We start from the raw sequence: 16,678 nt of genomic DNA, 5'->3' as shown, positions 1-16,678 counted from the left end.
GATGCTCGCGAGCCTCGTCCACGACACCCCGCGCGAACATCACCGACTGTGGTTCGCCGGGATCGCGTACCTCCTGTCGGTCAGCCTGCTGATCTGGCTGTGCATCGCGATGTACGAGAAGAAGTTCACGTCGAGCACCGATGTCACGGTCATGGCCGATCGCGCGGGCCTTCAGCTGGCCCGGTTCGGCGACGTGCGGCTCCACGGCGCGCTGGTGGGCTACGTCAAGGGCATCGAGAGCGACGGCAAGCGGGCCAGGATCACGCTGTCGCTCAAGCCGGACGCGGCCCGGACGATCCCCGGCGACGTCGCGGTGCAGATCCTGCCGACGACGCTCTTCGGCCAGAACTACCTCGAGCTGGTCCCGCCCAAGTCCGGGGTGTCCGCCGGCGGCACCCTGCGCGACGGCTCGATCATCCCGGCGAACCGGGTCACGACCAACGTCGAGCTGCAGAGCATCCTCGCCAATTTGTTCCCGCTGCTGCGCTCGGTGCGTCCCGCCGACCTCAACTCCACGCTGTACGCGCTCTCGCACGCCCTCCAGGGCAAGGGCAAGCAGCTCGGCGACACCCTCGAGACGCTGGACGACTACCTCAACCGGATGAATGTCGAGCTGCCGACGCTGCGCACCGACCTCAAGCTGTTGTCGCAGGTCGCGAACACGTACGACATGGCCGCCCCCGACCTGATCCGGCTGTTGCGCAACGCCACGGTCACCGCGCGCACCCTCACCCAGAAGCAGGGTGACCTCAACCGGGCGCTCGGCAGCCTGACCGGCCTGGCGCGCACGACCCGCGTGACCCTGTCGGAGAACGAGGACGCGTTGATCGCCCAGACCCGGTCGGGCCGGCCGCTGCTGTCGCTCCTCGACACGTACTCGCCGGAGCTCAAGTGCGTGCTGGTCGGCCTCGACCGGCAGCGACCCAATGCCAGCAACGTCTTCAACGGCGGCATCATCCACCAGACCCTCGAGCTCGGCGCGCCCCAGCGCGGCGCCTACACCGAGGCGGACGCCCCCGAGTTCGGCGAGGTCGGCCACGGACCCTGGTGCCTCGGTCTGCCGGACAACTACGACGTACCGGCCCCGTTCGAGCCCTTGAAGGACGGGTCCGACAAGGACGATCCCGACGGCGGTCTCGGATGAACTCTCGGGACACCGCGTTCACCGTCGCGGCCATCAAGCTCGGCATCTTCACCCTCGTCTCGGTGATCGTGACGGGCATGCTCGTCGTGATCATGGGCGGGTTCGGGCTCGGCTCCCAGACCGAGTACAAGGCCGTGTTCTCCAGCGCGTCGGAGCTGACGGCCGGCGACCAGGTACGCATCGCGGGTGTGGTGGTCGGCAAGGTCAAGGACGTCAAGATCCACCACCGCACCGAGGCCATGGTGACCTTCAAGGTCAAGGACGGGGTGCCGCTCACGCAGGACTCCCGGGCGAGCATCCGCTTCCTCAACCTGATCGGTGACCGCTACATGTCCTTGGAGCAGGGCAAGGAAGGTTCGCCACGGCTCAAGCCCGGCTCGACCCTGCAGCTCAACCGCACGACCCCGGCGCTCAACCTGACCGAGCTGTTCCAGGGCTTCCAGCCGTTGTTCGCGGCGCTGCGGCCCGAGGACGTCAACAAGCTCTCGCTCAACCTGATCCAGGTGCTCCAGGGCGAAGGCGGCACGGTGCAGGAGCTGCTCTCCCACACCGCTTCCCTCACCAGCACGCTCGCCGATCGCGACGAGCTCATCGGCGACGTCATCACCAACCTCACCTCGCTGATGACGACGGTCGACGACCACCACCAGCAGCTCGACGAATTGCTCACGAGCATGCGGTCCTGGTTCGGCGATCTGGCCAAGGACCGCAAGGTCATCGGCTCGTCCCTCACCAACATCTCCCAGGTCACCAAGTCGGTCGCCGACCTGCTGACCGAGGGCCGCCCGCTGCTGAAGGCGGACGTCGCCCAGCTGCGGCGCCTGTTCACGGTCCTGGCCAAGCCGGAGAACAAGGCGTACCTCGACGAGACGCTCGACCTGCTCCCGTCGATGCTCGCCAAGCAGACCCGGATCGGCGTCTACGGCTCCTGGTACAACTACTACCTCTGCGAGTTCCACGGCGGCGTCGTGCTGCCCAGCGCACTGATGGACACCCTGCCGGCGGACGTCCAGAAGCAGATGTCGGACTTCACGCTCTACAGCAATGCCAAGAGGTGCCGCTGATGGCACGTCGAAGCGACTCGCAGATCCTGCAGATGGGCATCATCTCGCTGGCGTTGCTGCTGCTCGTGATGGTCGGCTCGTTCAACATCCAGAAGCTGCCCTGGCTCCGCGGCACGACCTATCACGCCGAGCTGAGCGACGCGAGCGGCCTGCGCACCGGGAGTGAGGTCCAGGTCGCGGGCGTCCGGGTTGGCCGGGTCAACAAGCTGCGGATCGGCAAGACCAAGGTCATCGCGGACTTCGACGTCTCCGGCGCGACCCTCGGCCGCTCGACCCGCGCCAGCGTCGAGGTCAAGAGCCTCCTGGGCGAGAAGTTCCTCAACATCAAGCCGGAAGGCTCCGGCACGATGGCGGCCGGTGCCACGATTCCGATGTCCCGCACCGACGTCACGTTCGACATCGTCGGGACGCTCGGCGAGCTGACGACGCAGACCGAGGAGACCAACAAGGCCAATCTCACCAAGGCGCTCGACTCGCTGGCCGAGGTCGTCGACTCGGCCGCGCCCGAGGTGCGCTCGAGCTTCAGCGGACTGTCCCGCCTGTCGACGACGATCGCCTCGCGCGACGAGGAGATCGAGAAGCTGCTGCGGCGCTCCAGCAACGTCACCCAGCTGCTCGACGAGCGCAAGGGCGACCTGGTGACTTTGATGAAGAAGGCCGACCTGATTTTCCAGGAGCTCAACCAGCGCAAGCAGACGATCCACGAGCTCCTGGTCAACGCCAACAAGCTGGCGGTCGAGCTCCAGGGCGTGGTCAAGGACAACCGCGAGCAGCTGCGCCCGACGCTGGACAAGCTCGAGAACGTGCTGTCCTTCCTGCACGCGCGGGAGGACCAGATCGAGACGCTCCTGCACAACTACGGCCCGTACGTCAGCATCCTCGGCAACATCGTGGGCAGCGGGCCATGGTTCGACGCCTACGTCCCCAACATCACCGGTGTCTTCACGGGCGAGTTCGGCCTCAACAAGCCGGGAGGTGGCGGATGACCGGCTGGAGCAGAAGGGCTCAATGGATCGCGGCGGCCGTGCCCGTCGCGCTGTTGCTGCTGACCTTCCTGGTCTATCCCCGCGAGGGCGGGTCGCAGACCGTCACGGCGCACTTCGACCGGGCCGTCGCGGTCTATCCCGGCACCCACCTCAGAGTCATGGGAGTCCGCGTCGGCGAGGTCACCTCGGTCGTGCCCGAAGGCGACAGCGTTCGCGTCGAGATGACGTACGACAAGGAGTACAAGCTGCCGGCCGATGCCGGCGCCGCGGTCGTCACGCCCACGCTGGTGGCGGACCGCTACGTGCAGATCTTCCCGGCGTACTCCACGGGCCCGGTCATGCGGGACCACGCCGACATCCCGATGTCGCGCACCAAGACACCCATCGAGCTGGACCGCATGTTCAAGTCGCTCGACGACCTCGCCACGACGCTCGGCCCCAAGGCAGGCTCCACCAGCGGCGCGCTGGACAACCTGCTCTCGGCGAGCGCGAAGGCCCTCGGCGGCAACGGCGAGGCGGGGTCCAGGGTGATCCGAGACCTGTCGCAGGCGGCGGAGGTGTTCGCGGACAACCGCGGCCCGCTGTTCGACAACGTCCGTTCGCTCGCCAACATCACCGACACGCTGGCGGAGAACGACAAGACCGTCCAGGCGTTCCTCAAGGAGCTGTCCTCGGTGTCCGGCCAGTTCGCGGGAGAGCGTGACGAGCTGCGCGACGTGCTCGCCTCCCTGGCGAAGGTGCTCGGCACGGTCAAGGGCTTCGTGCACGAGAACCGGGCGGTCCTCGGCAAGGATGTCAAGCTGCTGAGCAGCCTGCTCGAGCGGGTCGACAACCAGAAGGACGCCCTCGGCCTGATCGTCCAGAAGGGCTCGCTCGCGATGGGCAACCTCGCCCTGGCGTTCGACTCGAGCACCGGCACGTACGGGTCGCGCGTGCAGATCACCCCGGGCCTCCAGTTCCGTCCGGATCAGTTCCTGTGCCAGACGCTGGTCAGCATCGGCACCCCGGAGGCGGCCTGCACGATGCTCACCGACCTGCTCAAGCCGTTGCTGCCCGCGTCGTCGGCCCCGGCCGCCAGCGTGCCGCAGCCGGGCACGACCGCTCCCGTCGTGCCGGAGACCTCCGCCAACCCGGCGCCGTCCGGCGAGACGGGCAAGCTGCCGACCCTTCTCGACCTGCTCGGCGGTGGTGCGCTGTGATGCGGCTCCGCATGGTGGTCGGGACGGTGCTGCTGCTCCTGGTGAGCGGCTGCACGTTCAACGGCGTCTACGACCTGCCGCTGCCCGGCAACAAGGTCAGTGCCGACAACGGCTTCGAGGTCAGTGCCGACTTCGCCGACGCCCTCAACCTGGTGCCGCGCTCCTCGGTCATGGTGGCCGACGTGCCCGTCGGGCAGGTCGTGTCCGTGACCCGTGTCGGCTGGCACGCCCGGATCAAGATGCTCATCCGCAAGGACGTGGTGCTGCCGGCCGACGCCAAGGCCGAGATCCGCCAGACCAGCCTGCTCGGTGAGAAGTACGTCGAGCTGTCGGCGCCGACGGCGACCGCCGGCGCCACGAGTGCGAGCACCAAGACCGCCGGCACCGGGCGACTCGGACCCGGCGACGTGATCCCGATGGACCGCACGGGCCGCAACCCAGAGGTCGAAGAGGTTCTCGGCGCCTTGTCACTCGTGCTGACCGGCGGCGGCGTCGGCCAGATCCAGACCATCACGCACGAGCTCAACGAGATGATGGACGGGCGTACCGGCAAGATCCGTGACGTCCTCAGCCAGGTCAACACCCTCGTGAGCACGCTCGACTCCCAGAAGGGCGACATCGTGCAGGCGCTGGAGTCCCTCAACGGGCTGACCGGGACGCTCGTCGCGGAGAAGAAGACCATCGGCGACGCGCTGGATGCCGCCGGCCCCGCGATCACCGTGCTGCGCGACCAGCACACGCAGCTCGTCGGCATGCTGTCGGAGCTCGACAAGCTGGGAAGCGTCGGCACGCGGGTCGTCAACGAGACCAAGGACGACCTGATCGCCGAGCTGCGCCACCTCGAGCCCGTGCTCCGCGAGCTGTCCGACAGCGGCGACTCGTTGGTGCCCGGCCTGGTCGCGGCGGCCAGCTACCCGTTCCCGATCGACGCGGCGGATGCCATCAAGGGCGACTTCGCCAACGTCATCTTCAAGCTGCAGATCAAGCTCACGCCGGTCAGCCAGGGCGGACTCCTGCCGACGACGCTGCAGGACCTCGTAACGCTGTGCAAGGCAACACCGGCGGCGCCCATCTGCTCACCTGCTGGCGATGCGGTCGAGCAGATCTGTGCCCTGCTCGGCACGTTGCCGTTGTGCAAGGAGTCGACCGTCGACGAGGTGGCCGACACCCTCGGCAAGCTCGAGACGCCGGGCGGCTCGACGACCCCGCCGTCCACACCTGACAAGGACGCCACGACCACACCACCGCCCGATGCGACGGGCAGCGGATCGGACGATCCGCTGGTCCAGCTGCTCACGGGTCTGCTGGGGGGTGGCTCGTCATGAGGCGCGGAATCAAGGTCAGGCTGCTCGCCTTCGTGATCCTGAGCGCCATGGGCATGGTCTACGTCGGTGCGTCCTACCTCGGGTTCGTCGACCAGGCGCTGGGCCGTGGCTACACGGTCCACGTGCTCCTGCCGGAGTCCGGCGGTCTCTACCAGGGCAGCGAGGTCACCTATCGCGGCGTCAAGATCGGCAAGGTGTCCGCGATGGACGTCGACGCCGATGGCCTGCGGGTCGACGTCGCGCTCGAGGACGACACCCACGTACCGGCGGACTCACCGGTCTTCGTGCACAACCTCAGCGTCGTGGGCGAGCAGTACATCTCGTTCGAGCCCGGCTCCAAGAAGGGCCCGATGCTCAAGGACGGCGACACCGTCCGCGGCAACAAGGACAGCATCCCGCTCGGGGAGGACGTGCTCCTGCAGGATCTCAGCCGCTTCGTCTCGAGCCTGGACGGCACCGAGCTCAACACCGTCGTGAGCGAGCTCGGCACGATGTTCCGCGACAACGCGAACCCGCTGCGCTCGATGGTCGATAGCACGCAGAAGTTCGTCGATGCGGCCGCCGCCAACGAGTCGTCGACGATCGCCCTGCTCGACAACGCCAAGACGGTCCTGCAGACCCAGCAGGACAACGCCGCGAACATCCGCGGCTTCGCCCGCGACCTCGCCGACGTGACCGGCACGCTGGCCGACTCGAACGCCGACGTCGAGCGCATCCTCGACCGCGCCGGCCCTGCGGCCCATGAGCTGACGAAGCTGGTCAGCACGCTGCGCACCGTGCTGCCGCCGATGCTGCTGCACCTCGTCAACGTGACCGAGGTCCTCGACGCGCGTCTGCCGGCCCTCGAACAGCTGCTGGTCACGTTCCCGCGACTGATCTCGGCCGGCCCGTCGGCCCTGACACCGGGCGACCAGAAGTTCGGCCGGGTCCACCTCAACCTGAACCAGACCCCGCCCGCCTGCACCGAGGGCTACCTGCCGCCCGGGCAGTGGCGCCCCACCACACAGGAGAGCTTCGTGCCGTACTACCCCGCCGAGTGCACGTCCGGATCACCCGTGAACATGCGTGGTATGAAGTATGCGCCGCCGCTCTACGACTGGAGGGGCGCGTCGGCCGGAGGGAACTCGTGAACCGTACGTCCGCGATCAACGCTGCGCTCGGGGTCGCCCTCGTGGGCCTGCTGGCGTGGCTGGTGCTCTTCGCCGTACGAGGCAGCGAGGCCGCGCCCGGCAGCACGCCGACCGAGGAGCTTGCCGGCCGCTACTCCGATGTCACCCGCGCGGCGCGCGCCGAGACGCTGGCGTTCCTGGCGGTCGACCACACCAAGATGGACGAGCTGACCGATCGGGTGCTGTCCGGCGCGACGGGGACCTTCAAGAAGCAGTACAAGGCCTCGCTCAAGTCGCTCAAGGAGACCGCGGTCAGCCAGGAGTCGATCTCCAAGGGGCGGGTCGACGAGATCGGATTGAGCGAGGTCGAGCCGAGCTCGGCGACCGTGTTCGTGGCGGCGGGCAGCAAGGTGCAGAACAAGGGCACCAAGGGCAAGGTCGAGGACCGGTTCTGGCGCATCAAGCTGACCATGGTCAAACAAGGCAGCCGTTGGCTCATCTCCCAGCTCGAGTTCGTGGGCTGATCATGGCGAAGCTGAAGCGCGACGAGCGCGTCTGCCCCTTTTGTGCCGAGACGATCAAGGCTGCCGCCACACGCTGCCGGTTCTGCCACTCGAACGTGACCCCGGTCCTGCGGCCCGAGCCGGAGGCCCGGCCCGAGCCGAAGGTCCGCTCGAAGGCCCCCGCGCAGCCCGAGCCCGTGTCGGAGCCGGACGAGCTCGAGACCGAACCTGAGACCGAGCTCGTCGAGGAGTCCACCGGTCGCCGGGGCGTGGCCGTGCCGAGCCTCGGCGACGTCCGCTCGTTCGTGCTGCGCCGGCTGACCTTGGTGCTGGCGGTGCTGGTCCTGCTCGCCGGAGCGGGCGTCGGCCTGGCGTGGTGGCACGCCGAGCAGGGTTCGGCGTCGGTCGCTCCGGGCGGCGTCCTGGTCGGCGAGGACGCCCGCACCGAGGTGCTGGTCACCGCCGCCGATCTCGCGCAGCGGACCCTCTCGTACGACTACAAGACGCTCGCGAACGACATGGAGGTCGCGCGCGCCCGGATGACACCGACGTTCCGCAAGCAGTACGACTCCACGATGAGCCAGGTGCGGGCCAACACGACCAAGAACAAGATCGTGCTTCAGGCCGTCGCGGTGTCCTCGGCGATCATCAAGGCGACCGAGCACCGGGCCAAGGTCCTGGTGTTCCTCAACCAGACGACGACGGCCGGGACGGGCAAGAAGGCCAACCAGCAGACGAGCCGCAACAGCCTGGTCGTCACGCTCACCAGGGGAGATGGCGACTGGGCCATATCCAAACTCACCGCCCTGGGCTAGGCTAGAACACGTTCTAGTTCTACGCTCAGCGAGCGAGGAGGCGGGTCACTGATGGCAAGGGTTGAGGTCGACTACGACGTCTGCGAGGCGAACGCCTTGTGCGAGGCGACGGCACCGGACATGTTCTTCGTCGATGACGACGACCAGCTGCAGGTCGAGGACCCGACGGTGACCGACGAGAACCGCTCACGCGTCGAGCGGGCAGTCGCGTCGTGCCCGAAGTCGGCCCTGCGCATCGCCGACGGCGCATGAGCGAGCGCCAGCGAGCGAAACGAGAGGCTGTCATGCCGTTGCGTCCGTACGGTGCCTTTTTGACGGAGGTGACGGCATGACTTCGACGTCGCTCGACGGCAAGGTCGCCGTCGTCACCGGCGCAGGTGCAGGACTCGGCCGTGCCGAGGCCCTCGCGCTCGCCGGGGCGGGTGCCCGGATCGTGCTGAACGACCTGCCGGGCGCCGCTGACGAGACCGCTGCGGAGATCAAGGCGCTGGGCGCCGAGGTGGCCGTCGCAGCAGGTGACGTCGGCGAGCGGTCGACCGCGGACCTGATCATGCAGACCGCCCTCGAGACGTATGGGGCCATCGACATCCTCGTCAACAACGCCGGCGTCACTCGTGACCGGATGCTGTTCAACATGTCGGACGAGGAGTTCGACCTCGTCATCCGCATCCACCTGCGCGGTCACTTCCTGCTCTCGCGCAACGCCGCAGCGCACTGGCGCCAGGTCGCCAAGGAGACCGGCACGAGCGTCGACGCAAGCGTGGTCAACACCGCCTCCGAGGCGTTCCTCACCGGCTCGCCCGGTCAGGCCAACTACGCGGCGGCCAAGGGCGGCATCACCGCGCTGACCCTGTCGACCGCACGCGGGCTGTCCCGCATCGGCGTACGCGCCAACGCCATCTGCCCGCGAGCCCGCACGGCGATGACCGCCGACGTGTTCGGCCCCGACGAGTCCGGCAGCGCGATCGATCCCTACAGCCCCGACCACGTGGCGCCCCTGGTCGCCTACCTCGCCTCGCCGGCTGCGGCGCGCATCAGCGGACAGGTGTTCGTCGTCTACGGCGGGATGGTGGCGGTCCTGGCCGCTCCGGTCGTCGAGCGCCGGTTCGACACCGAGGCCGATGTCTGGTCGACCGCCGAGCTCGACCGGTCCCTCGGCGACTTCTTCGCCGGCCGCGATCCAGAGGTCTCGTTCGCTGCCGACTCGATCCTCACGCTCTGACCCCCGTACGCACAAGGAGAACGATGTCTCGCCTCAAGGACAAGCACGCCATCATCACGGGCGCCGCCCAAGGACAGGGCGCGGCGATCGCCCGCGCGTTCGTCGCCGAGGGTGCGCGGGTCGTCATCGCCGACGTCGCGGACGGATCTGCCCTCGCCGACGAGCTGGGCGACGCGGCGTCGTACAGCCACCACGACGTCAGCGACCCGGCGTCGTGGGACCGGCTGGTAGCCGAGGCCGAGGCGCAGCTCGGCGCGCCGATAAACGTGCTCGTCAACAACGCCGGCGTCCTGCGCTTCGGCGAGGTCGACACGATGCCGCTCGACGATCTCGACCTGCTGATCAACGTCAACATGCGCGGCTGCTTCCTCGGCATGCGGGCTGTAGCGGCGTCGATGAAGCAGCACCGGCAGGGGTCGATCATCAACTGCTCGTCGGTCGAGGGCCTGGCCGGCATGGCGTCCCTCACGGCATACACCGGGACGAAGTTCGCGATCCGCGGCATGACCAAGGCGGCCGCGGTCGAGCTCGGGGCGTACGGCGTGCGGGTCAACTCGGTGCACCCCGGCATGATCGACACGGGCATGACCCGCGAGGTCGGCGGCGAGGCCGCGATGCAGTGGGGCGCGACCCGAGTCCCGCTCGAGCGGGTCGGCACCCCCGACGACGTCGCGCCGCTGTACGTCTACCTGGCCGGCGACGAGAGCGGCTACACCACCGGCGGCGAGTTCGCGGTCGACGGCGGCGTCACCGCGACCCACTCCTTCTATCCCGGCAACAGCGGCCAGGGCGCTCGCTCGTGAGATGACGGCGTCCTCGACAAGGCGCGTCATCGCTGATGCGGCGCCGGGTGATACAACTTCACTACCAGCCAGTAACCGGAGGCGGCACTTGCGCATCGCACTCATGTCCTACCGCAGCAAGCCACACTGCGGCGGTCAGGGCGTCTACGTCCGCCACCTCAGTCGTGAGCTGGTGGCCCTCGGTCATACCGTCGAGGTGTTCTCCGGCCAGCCCTATCCGGAGCTCGACGAAGGGGTCGCGCTGACCAAGGTCCCCTCGCTGGACCTCTACCGCGAGCCCGATCCGTTCCGCACGCCGCGACCCAAGGAGTTCCGCGACCTCATCGACGTCGAAGAGGTCCTGACGATGTGGACCGCCGGCTTCCCCGAGCCCAAGACGTTCAGCAAGCGCGTGGCGCGACTCCTCAAGGGCCGCCGCGGCGACTTCGACATCGTGCACGACAACCAGACCGTCGGCTTCGGCATGCTCGACATCGCCGAGCAGGGCTTCCCGCTGATCACCACGATCCATCACCCGATCACGTTCGACCGCCGCATCGACATCGCCAACGCGCCGACGCTGCGCAAGAAGCTCAGCCTGCGTCGCTGGTACGGCTTCCTGGGCATGCAGAAGAAGGTCGCCCGGCAGCTCCCCAAGATCCTCACGGTGTCGGAGTCCAGCCGGCGCGACATCATCACCGACTTCGGGGTCGACCCGTCGCGGCTCGAGGTCATCACGCTGGGCGTCGACGACGTGTTCGTCCCGCCGACCGCCCCTCGCGTGCCCGGACGGATCGTCGCGATGGCCAGCGCCGATGCCCCGATGAAGGGCATCGCCACGTTGCTGGAGGCGTTCGCCAAGCTGCGAACCGAGCGCGACGTCGAGCTGCTGCTCGTCACGACGCTCAAGCCCGGTGGCCGCACCGAGCGGCTCATCGACGAGTTGGGCATCGCCGACGACGTCAGGTTCGTCAACGGCATCAGCGACGCCGAGCTCGTCGACGTCATGGGTTCGGCCGAGGTCGCCTGCGTGCCGTCGCTGTACGAAGGCTTCTCGCTCCCGACCGCCGAGCTCATGGCCTGCGAGACCCCCCTGGTCGTCAGCCGGGCCGGCGCGATCCCCGAGGTCGTCGGCGACGACGGCGCGTGCGCGATCCTCGTGCCGCCCGGCGACGTCGGCGAGCTCGAGGCCGCGATCGTGGAGCTGCTGGACGACCCGGAGCGGCGCACCGCGATGGGCCGCGCCGGCCGTCAGCGAGTCCTGGAGATGTTCAGCTGGCGTGCGGTGGCGGCTGCCACCGCCGCGGCGTACGAAGAAGTGATCGCTGCGAGTGCGGCGTCCGCACCAGAGGAGAAGAACCATGCTGACCGTTGATTTCGACCGGTTGGGACTGCGTCCCGGCGACCGGGTCATCGACATGGGCTGCGGCGCCGGCCGGCACGCGTTCGAGATGTACCGCCGCGGCGCCGACGTCATCGCGTTCGACCAGGACGCCGACGAGCTCTCCAACGTGCTGGACCTGTTCGGCGCGATGAAGGAGGCCGGCGAGGTCCCCGAGGGTGCCTCCGCCGACATCAAGGAGGGCGACGCCCTCGCGCTGCCGTTCGCCGACGGCGAGTTCGACCGCGTCGTCGCGTCGGAGGTGCTGGAGCACATACCGGCCGACATCCAGGCGATCAACGAGCTCGTCCGGGTCCTGCGTCCCGGCGGCACGATGGCGGTCACGGTGCCTCGCTGGCTGCCGGAGATCGTGTGCTGGAAGCTGTCCGACGACTACCACAACACGCCGGGCGGCCACATCAGGATCTACTCCGACAAGGAGCTGATCGGCAAGCTCGAGAACGCCGGCATGACGTTCGACGGCATCGACTACGCACACGGCCTGCACTCGCCCTACTGGTGGCTCAAGTGCGCTGTTGGCGTCAAGAACGACGACAACCCGCTCGTCAAGGCGTACCACCAGGTCCTGGTCTGGGACATCATGAAGACCCGTGGCTACAGCACCGCGACGCGGCTGGCCGAGCGCGCGCTGAACCCGCTGATCGGCAAGAGCATGGTGCTCTACCTCCGCAAGCCGATGGTGCCGCCCGGAGACGACGCTTGATGACGCCGGACCAGGTCGCCGAGACGGCGGCCAGCATCGCCGCGATGCAGGAGCCGGACGGCGCCATTCCCTGGACCACCGGCGAGCACACCGACGCGTGGAACCACGTCGAGGGCGCGATGGCGCTCGTGGTGGGCGGCGAGCTAGCTGCGGCTGAGGCGGCGTACGACTGGTGTGCCCGCACCCAGCGGCCTGATGGCTCGTGGCCGATGAAGATCGTGCAGGGTCGCATCGACGACTCGAGCACCGAGTCCAACATGGCCGCCTACATCGCCGTCGGCGTGCTGCACCACTGGCGCATCCGGCAGGACCGGGCCTTCCTCCAGCGCATGTGGCCGGTCGTCCGGCGCGCGCTCGACCTGGTCGTCGACCTGCAACTGCCGTTCGGCGGCATCGCCTGGTCGCGGGAGTGGGACGCCAACGGTCCGGCCACGATCAATCGCGAAGCACTGCTCGCGGGCAGCTCCAGCATCCATCAGGCCCTGCGGTGCGGCGTCGCGCTCGCCGAGCTGGTGGGGGAGCCGCAGCCGGAGTGGGAGCTCGCCGGCGGCCGGCTCGGGCACGCGCTGCGCGAGCACCGTGACCAGTTCCTCGACAAGTCGACATTCTCGATGGACTGGTACTACCCGGTGCTGGGTGGCGCCGTGCGCGGAGCAGCCGCCGACACCATGATCGCCTCGGAGTGGGACACGTTCGTCGTCGACGGGCTGGGCATCCGATGCGTCAGCACCAATCCGTGGGTCACCGGTGCGGAGACCTGTGAGCTGGTGATGGCGTTGAAGGCCGTCGGAGATCCTCGTGCCGAGCAGCTGTTCGCGGACATGCAGCACCTGCGCGGCGACGGCGGTGCCTACTGGACCGGCTTCGTCTTCCCCGAGAACGTCAACTGGCCGGCCGAGCACACGACCTACACCGCGGCCGCGGTGATCCTCGCCTGGGACGTCCTGACCGGGACGACCCCCGGCGCCGGCGTGATGACCGGACACGAGATCGGCGTGGACTTCGGCGAGATCATGCTCGAGTGCGGCTGCTCGTCATCCGACCGGTTCGCCGGCATCTCCCCGGGTACGCACTAGCGTCCGCATCGAGCCGACCGTCTCGCGCGGCTCGAAGCAGCCCGACTCGACGGCGCGCTGCCACACGTGGAACGGGGCCTGGCCGCCGTCCTCGGGTCGCTCGAAGACGTCGTGGATCACCAGGATGCCGCCGGCCATGAGCCAGTGCGCGAACCCGGAGTAGTCACCCTGCGCGTGCACCTCGGCGTGCCCGCCGTCGATGAACAGCAGGCTCACCGGGGTGCGCCACCAGGTCGCGACACTGGTCGAGCGGCCGATCACGGCAGTCACGTGGTCCTCGAGGCCTGCGCGCGCGATCGTCGCCCGGAACACCGGAAGCGTGTCCATGAGCCCCAGCTCGTCGTCGACGAGCGTCGCGTCGTGGTGCTCCCAGCCGGCCTGGTTCTCCTCGGATCCGCGATGGTGGTCGACCGTGAGCACCGCGCCGCCGACCTCGCGCGCAGCGGCGCCGAGGTAGATCGCGGACTTCCCGCAGTAGGTCCCGATCTCCAGCGCCGGTCCATGGGGGAGTCGCTCGCGGGCCGTGCGATGCAGGAACTCACCCTCGTCCGCGGGCATGAACCCTTTGGCGGCGAGGGCGTGCGTGAGCAGGTCTGGGGGCATCGCCGAGGTCATGAGGGACAGTCTGCCGTCCGCGTCACTTGCGCGAGTGACGGCCGCGGCGGATCGCGCCGAACCTCCGCGTCCGGGTGTCCCCTTCGCCGCCATGGGCCAGGCCGAGGGGGAGCTCGTGCGAGGCGACCTCGCGCCAGTCGGTGCTCATCCGCACCTCGAGCGCCAGAAGTGGATCGGGGACCCAGCGGCCGGTCCTTGCGTCGAAGTACATCGAGGTTCCCTGGCTGACGCGGACGACTTCCTCGCCGCCGGGTGCCGTCAGGACGTAATAGCGCATCGTCGACCGCCAGGTGTCACGACTGCAAGCATGGCTCGCCCCTTCAAACCCTCCCGGCACAAGTGTGCTTCATGCTGCCCGTCCATGGAGGCGGACTGCCGAACTTGGGCCGAAGATCACACCAACGGACGGGGTCGCAGGGTGACGATCGTCAGAACTCGGGCTGCCGGGGGACGTACGGGGCCTCGAGCCTGGCGATCTCGTCGTCGCTGAGGGTGATCTCGAGCGAGGCGACCGCGTCCGTGAGGTGCAGGGCCTTCGTGGCGCCGACGATCGGCGCGGTGACGACCTCGTGCTGACGCACCCACGCGAGGGCGACCTGCGCGCGTGACACCCCGCGTTCGGTGGCGATCTCGCCGACCGCCGCGGAGATGGCACGGTCGGAGTCCTCGGCCTGCTGGTAGTAGCCCTTGGCGACGGCATCGCCGGCGCTGCGGCTCGTGCTCAGGTCGTCCCAGTCGCGGGTCAGGCGGCCGCGGGCGAGCGGGCTCCACGGGATGACGCCGATGCCCTCGTCGAGGCAGAACGGGTGCATCTCGCGCTCCTCCTCGCGCTGGACGAGGTTGTACTGGTCCTGCATCGAGATGAACGGCGTCCAGCCGTTGAGGTCGGCCGCGTGCTGCGCCTGCGCGAGCTGCCAGGCATACATCGAGGACGCGCCGATGAAGCGCGCCTTGCCGGCCTGGACCACCTCGTCGAGCGCCTCCATCGTCTCCTCGATCGGGACGTCCGGGTCCCAGCGGTGGATCTGGTAGAGATCGACGTAGTCCGTGCCGAGCCGGCGGAGGCTCGCGTCGATCTGCGTGCGTACGGCTCCGCGCGACAGGCCACCGCTCTGCGGATCGTCGCCCATCGGGTAGAACAGCTTGGTCGCGATGACCACGTCCTCGCGTCGGGCGAAGTCGGAGAGCGCGCGGCCGATGATCTCCTCGCTGCTGCCGTCGGAGTACATGTTGGCGGTGTCGAACGTCGTGATGCCGGCCTCGATGGCCTGCTGGATGAACGGCCGGCTCTGCTCCTCCGGGAGCGTCCATGGATGCGTGCCGCGGTCCGGGTCGCCGTAGCTCATGCAGCCGAGGATGATCGCCGAGACGTCGAGATCGCTGGTGCCCAGCTTCACGTGGTCCATGACTCGATCATGCCGTGAGACGGCACGCGGAGGGCTGGGAGGTCTCTGACAGGCTTGAGGCATGCCATTGACCGGAGAGTACGCACCAAGCCAGTCCGACTGGGCCCGCGAGCAGGCCGAGCTGTTCGAACGAACCAACGGCGCGGAGGGCAACACCCTGGAGGGTCGGCCGATCGTCCTGATGACGTCGATCGGCGCCTCGTCGGGCAAGCTCCGCAAGACCCCGCTGATGCGGGTCGAGCACAACGGCGAGTACGCCATCGTCGCGTCGCGCGGCGGGGCGCCGAAGCACCCGACCTGGTATCACAACGTCGTCGGCGCACCGTTCGTCGAGCTCCAGGACGGCCCGGTGCGCAAGGACTACGCGCCGCGCGAGCTCAGCGGCGAGGAGCGCGAGATCTGGTGGAAGCGGGCCGTCGAGACCTGGCCGGACTATGCGGACTACCAGACCAGGACCGAGCGGCTCATCCCCGTCATCCTGCTCACCCCGGTGGACTGAGTCAGGGCACGATCGAGTCGACGTAGCCACCGTCGACGCGTACGGCAGCACCCGTGGTCGCCGATGCCAGCGGCGAGCTGAGGTAGGCGACGAGGTTGCCGATCTCCTCGGGCTCGATCAGACGCTGCAGCAGTGACTGCGGGCGGTGGACCCGCATGAACTCGGCCTGCGCCTCGTCCCATGGCAGGTCGTCGCCGACCAGGGACCGGACGAAGTCCTCGACGCCGCCCGTGTGCGTCGGCCCGGCGATGACGGAGTTGACCGTGACGCCGGAGCCGGCCGCCTCCTTGGCGAACCCACGCGAGACGGCCAGGAGCGCGGTCTTGGACATCCCGTAGTGCACCATCTCGACCGGGATCACGACGGCGGAGTCGCTGGCGATGTTCTGCACGCGTCCCCAGCCTCGCGCCATCATGCCGGGCAGATAGGTACGGATGAGGCGGACCGCGCTCATGACGTTGACGTCGAAGTAGCGCTGCCACTCCTCGTCGGTGATCTCGAGCGCCGGGCGGGCCTCGAAGATGCCGAGGTTGTTGGTGAGGATGTCGATCTCGGGCAGCAGCGAGACGACGTGGGCCACACCGGCCTCCGTGGTGACGTCGGCGGCGACGCCGACGAGATCGGCGTCCGGCAACGACTCGCGGATCTCGGCGACGGCGCGGGAGACGGACTCGTCGCTGCGACCGTTCACCCCCACCCGCGCTCCGGCACTGGCGAGGGCAGTGGCGATCGCCAGGCCGATGCCCTGCGTCGATCCGGTCACGAGAGCGGTGCGTCCGCCGAGGTCGATCTGCATGCGAACCACTCTGGCACGCCACGACAACGGCC

Annotated in this window: 19 protein-coding genes; 15 read left to right on the top strand and 4 right to left on the bottom strand. The window is 68.6% G+C overall.

The genetic code is table 11. The features are described 5' to 3' along the window. The first annotated feature begins 1 nt into the window (after nucleotide 1). The 14 genes from BOSE46_RS16740 (at nucleotide 2) to BOSE46_RS16675 (ending at nucleotide 13,330) form a co-directional block, all read left to right on the top strand. On the top strand, nucleotides 2-1,144 hold the full coding sequence (locus BOSE46_RS16740) for an MCE family protein (RefSeq protein WP_159541314.1): 1,143 nt from the start codon (nucleotides 2-4) through the stop codon (nucleotides 1,142-1,144). Beyond that, entirely contained in the window at nucleotides 1,141-2,208 is a 1,068-nt protein-coding gene (locus BOSE46_RS16735) for an MCE family protein (protein ID WP_159541313.1), read from the top strand. The genes BOSE46_RS16740 and BOSE46_RS16735 overlap by 4 nt, the downstream gene beginning before the upstream one ends. Further along, a complete protein-coding gene (locus BOSE46_RS16730) occupies nucleotides 2,208-3,194 on the top strand; it encodes an MCE family protein (protein ID WP_159541312.1) in 987 nt (328 codons plus the stop codon). Before BOSE46_RS16735 ends, BOSE46_RS16730 begins: the two co-directional genes overlap by 1 nt. Beyond that, nucleotides 3,191-4,393 carry an MCE family protein gene (locus BOSE46_RS16725; protein ID WP_159541311.1) on the top strand — a complete coding sequence of 401 codons (1,203 nt, stop codon included), beginning with the start codon at nucleotides 3,191-3,193 and terminating at the stop codon, nucleotides 4,391-4,393. Before BOSE46_RS16730 ends, BOSE46_RS16725 begins: the two co-directional genes overlap by 4 nt. Further along, entirely contained in the window at nucleotides 4,393-5,718 is a 1,326-nt protein-coding gene (locus tag BOSE46_RS16720) for an MCE family protein (RefSeq protein WP_159541310.1), read from the top strand. Before BOSE46_RS16725 ends, BOSE46_RS16720 begins: the two co-directional genes overlap by 1 nt. After that, nucleotides 5,715-6,848 carry an MCE family protein gene (locus BOSE46_RS16715; RefSeq protein ID WP_159541309.1) on the top strand — a complete coding sequence of 378 codons (1,134 nt, stop codon included), beginning with the start codon at nucleotides 5,715-5,717 and terminating at the stop codon, nucleotides 6,846-6,848. Before BOSE46_RS16720 ends, BOSE46_RS16715 begins: the two co-directional genes overlap by 4 nt. Further along, nucleotides 6,845-7,351 carry a hypothetical protein gene (locus BOSE46_RS16710; protein ID WP_159541308.1) on the top strand — a complete coding sequence of 169 codons (507 nt, stop codon included), beginning with the start codon at nucleotides 6,845-6,847 and terminating at the stop codon, nucleotides 7,349-7,351. Before BOSE46_RS16715 ends, BOSE46_RS16710 begins: the two co-directional genes overlap by 4 nt. Nucleotides 7,352-7,353: 2 nt before the next feature. Beyond that, nucleotides 7,354-8,145 (top strand): hypothetical protein, encoded by a 792-nt coding sequence (locus BOSE46_RS16705; RefSeq protein WP_159541307.1) that lies wholly within the window; start codon nucleotides 7,354-7,356, stop codon nucleotides 8,143-8,145. 51 nt (nucleotides 8,146-8,196) lie between these two features. Further along, entirely contained in the window at nucleotides 8,197-8,397 is a 201-nt protein-coding gene (locus tag BOSE46_RS16700) for a ferredoxin (protein ID WP_159541306.1), read from the top strand. A 76-nt stretch (nucleotides 8,398-8,473) separates the two neighbouring features. Beyond that, entirely contained in the window at nucleotides 8,474-9,367 is an 894-nt protein-coding gene (locus BOSE46_RS16695; protein ID WP_159541305.1) for a 3-oxoacyl-ACP reductase, read from the top strand. 23 nt (nucleotides 9,368-9,390) lie between these two features. After that, the gene (locus tag BOSE46_RS16690) at nucleotides 9,391-10,170 is read left to right on the top strand and encodes an SDR family oxidoreductase (RefSeq protein ID WP_159541304.1); all 780 of its coding nucleotides are present in this window, start codon (nucleotides 9,391-9,393) and stop codon (nucleotides 10,168-10,170) included. A gap of 88 nt (nucleotides 10,171-10,258) precedes the next feature. Then, nucleotides 10,259-11,524 (top strand): glycosyltransferase family 4 protein, encoded by a 1,266-nt coding sequence (locus BOSE46_RS16685; protein ID WP_159541303.1) that lies wholly within the window; start codon nucleotides 10,259-10,261, stop codon nucleotides 11,522-11,524. Continuing rightward, on the top strand, nucleotides 11,511-12,254 hold the full coding sequence (locus BOSE46_RS16680; protein WP_159541302.1) for a class I SAM-dependent methyltransferase: 744 nt from the start codon (nucleotides 11,511-11,513) through the stop codon (nucleotides 12,252-12,254). The genes BOSE46_RS16685 and BOSE46_RS16680 overlap by 14 nt, the downstream gene beginning before the upstream one ends. Beyond that, nucleotides 12,254-13,330, top strand: coding sequence for a prenyltransferase (locus BOSE46_RS16675; protein WP_159541301.1), 1,077 nt, complete (start codon nucleotides 12,254-12,256; stop codon nucleotides 13,328-13,330). The genes BOSE46_RS16680 and BOSE46_RS16675 overlap by 1 nt, the downstream gene beginning before the upstream one ends. Here the strand turns inward: BOSE46_RS16675 and BOSE46_RS16670 are convergent. The 3 genes from BOSE46_RS16670 to BOSE46_RS16660 all read right to left on the bottom strand — a co-directional run bounded on the left by BOSE46_RS16670 (nucleotide 13,289) and on the right by BOSE46_RS16660 (nucleotide 15,351). Beyond that, nucleotides 13,289-13,945, bottom strand: a complete 657-nt coding sequence (locus tag BOSE46_RS16670; protein WP_236551780.1) for a class I SAM-dependent methyltransferase — start codon at nucleotides 13,943-13,945, stop codon at nucleotides 13,289-13,291. The genes BOSE46_RS16675 and BOSE46_RS16670 overlap by 42 nt on opposite strands. A gap of 22 nt (nucleotides 13,946-13,967) precedes the next feature. After that, nucleotides 13,968-14,222 (bottom strand): hypothetical protein, encoded by a 255-nt coding sequence (locus BOSE46_RS16665; RefSeq protein WP_159541300.1) that lies wholly within the window; start codon nucleotides 14,220-14,222, stop codon nucleotides 13,968-13,970. A 151-nt stretch (nucleotides 14,223-14,373) separates the two neighbouring features. Beyond that, the gene (locus BOSE46_RS16660; protein ID WP_159541299.1) at nucleotides 14,374-15,351 is read right to left on the bottom strand and encodes an aldo/keto reductase; all 978 of its coding nucleotides are present in this window, start codon (nucleotides 15,349-15,351) and stop codon (nucleotides 14,374-14,376) included. 61 nt (nucleotides 15,352-15,412) lie between these two features. On the opposite strand from BOSE46_RS16660, the gene BOSE46_RS16655 reads away from it, so the two are divergent. Next, nucleotides 15,413-15,850, top strand: coding sequence for a nitroreductase family deazaflavin-dependent oxidoreductase (locus BOSE46_RS16655; protein ID WP_159541298.1), 438 nt, complete (start codon nucleotides 15,413-15,415; stop codon nucleotides 15,848-15,850). Between the two features lies 1 nt (nucleotide 15,851). On the opposite strand, the gene BOSE46_RS16650 is transcribed toward BOSE46_RS16655, so the two are convergent. Beyond that, complete coding sequence (locus tag BOSE46_RS16650; protein WP_159541297.1) at nucleotides 15,852-16,646, bottom strand: SDR family NAD(P)-dependent oxidoreductase; 795 nt, start codon at nucleotides 16,644-16,646, stop codon at nucleotides 15,852-15,854. Between the last annotated feature and the right edge of the window lie 32 nt (nucleotides 16,647-16,678).

Source organism: Aeromicrobium sp. 9AM (genome assembly GCF_902506105.1).
Taxonomy (GTDB): domain Bacteria; phylum Actinomycetota; class Actinomycetes; order Propionibacteriales; family Nocardioidaceae; genus Aeromicrobium.
This window is presented reverse-complemented; position numbering and strand designations above follow the sequence as displayed.

Coding starts and splice junctions, on each gene's coding strand:
- BOSE46_RS16700 (WP_159541306.1), top strand. CDS start 8,197: ATGGCAAGGGTTGAGGTCGACTACGACGTCTGCGAGGCGAACGCCTTG.
- BOSE46_RS16670 (WP_236551780.1), bottom strand. CDS start 13,945: ATGACCTCGGCGATGCCCCCAGACCTGCTCACGCACGCCCTCGCCGCC.
- BOSE46_RS16730 (WP_159541312.1), top strand. CDS start 2,208: ATGGCACGTCGAAGCGACTCGCAGATCCTGCAGATGGGCATCATCTCG.
- BOSE46_RS16740 (WP_159541314.1), top strand. CDS start 2: ATGCTCGCGAGCCTCGTCCACGACACCCCGCGCGAACATCACCGACTG.
- BOSE46_RS16735 (WP_159541313.1), top strand. CDS start 1,141: ATGAACTCTCGGGACACCGCGTTCACCGTCGCGGCCATCAAGCTCGGC.
- BOSE46_RS16655 (WP_159541298.1), top strand. CDS start 15,413: ATGCCATTGACCGGAGAGTACGCACCAAGCCAGTCCGACTGGGCCCGC.
- BOSE46_RS16660 (WP_159541299.1), bottom strand. CDS start 15,351: ATGGACCACGTGAAGCTGGGCACCAGCGATCTCGACGTCTCGGCGATC.
- BOSE46_RS16690 (WP_159541304.1), top strand. CDS start 9,391: ATGTCTCGCCTCAAGGACAAGCACGCCATCATCACGGGCGCCGCCCAA.
- BOSE46_RS16715 (WP_159541309.1), top strand. CDS start 5,715: ATGAGGCGCGGAATCAAGGTCAGGCTGCTCGCCTTCGTGATCCTGAGC.
- BOSE46_RS16650 (WP_159541297.1), bottom strand. CDS start 16,646: ATGCAGATCGACCTCGGCGGACGCACCGCTCTCGTGACCGGATCGACG.
- BOSE46_RS16680 (WP_159541302.1), top strand. CDS start 11,511: ATGCTGACCGTTGATTTCGACCGGTTGGGACTGCGTCCCGGCGACCGG.
- BOSE46_RS16720 (WP_159541310.1), top strand. CDS start 4,393: ATGCGGCTCCGCATGGTGGTCGGGACGGTGCTGCTGCTCCTGGTGAGC.
- BOSE46_RS16725 (WP_159541311.1), top strand. CDS start 3,191: ATGACCGGCTGGAGCAGAAGGGCTCAATGGATCGCGGCGGCCGTGCCC.
- BOSE46_RS16705 (WP_159541307.1), top strand. CDS start 7,354: ATGGCGAAGCTGAAGCGCGACGAGCGCGTCTGCCCCTTTTGTGCCGAG.
- BOSE46_RS16695 (WP_159541305.1), top strand. CDS start 8,474: ATGACTTCGACGTCGCTCGACGGCAAGGTCGCCGTCGTCACCGGCGCA.
- BOSE46_RS16665 (WP_159541300.1), bottom strand. CDS start 14,222: ATGCGCTATTACGTCCTGACGGCACCCGGCGGCGAGGAAGTCGTCCGC.
- BOSE46_RS16675 (WP_159541301.1), top strand. CDS start 12,254: ATGACGCCGGACCAGGTCGCCGAGACGGCGGCCAGCATCGCCGCGATG.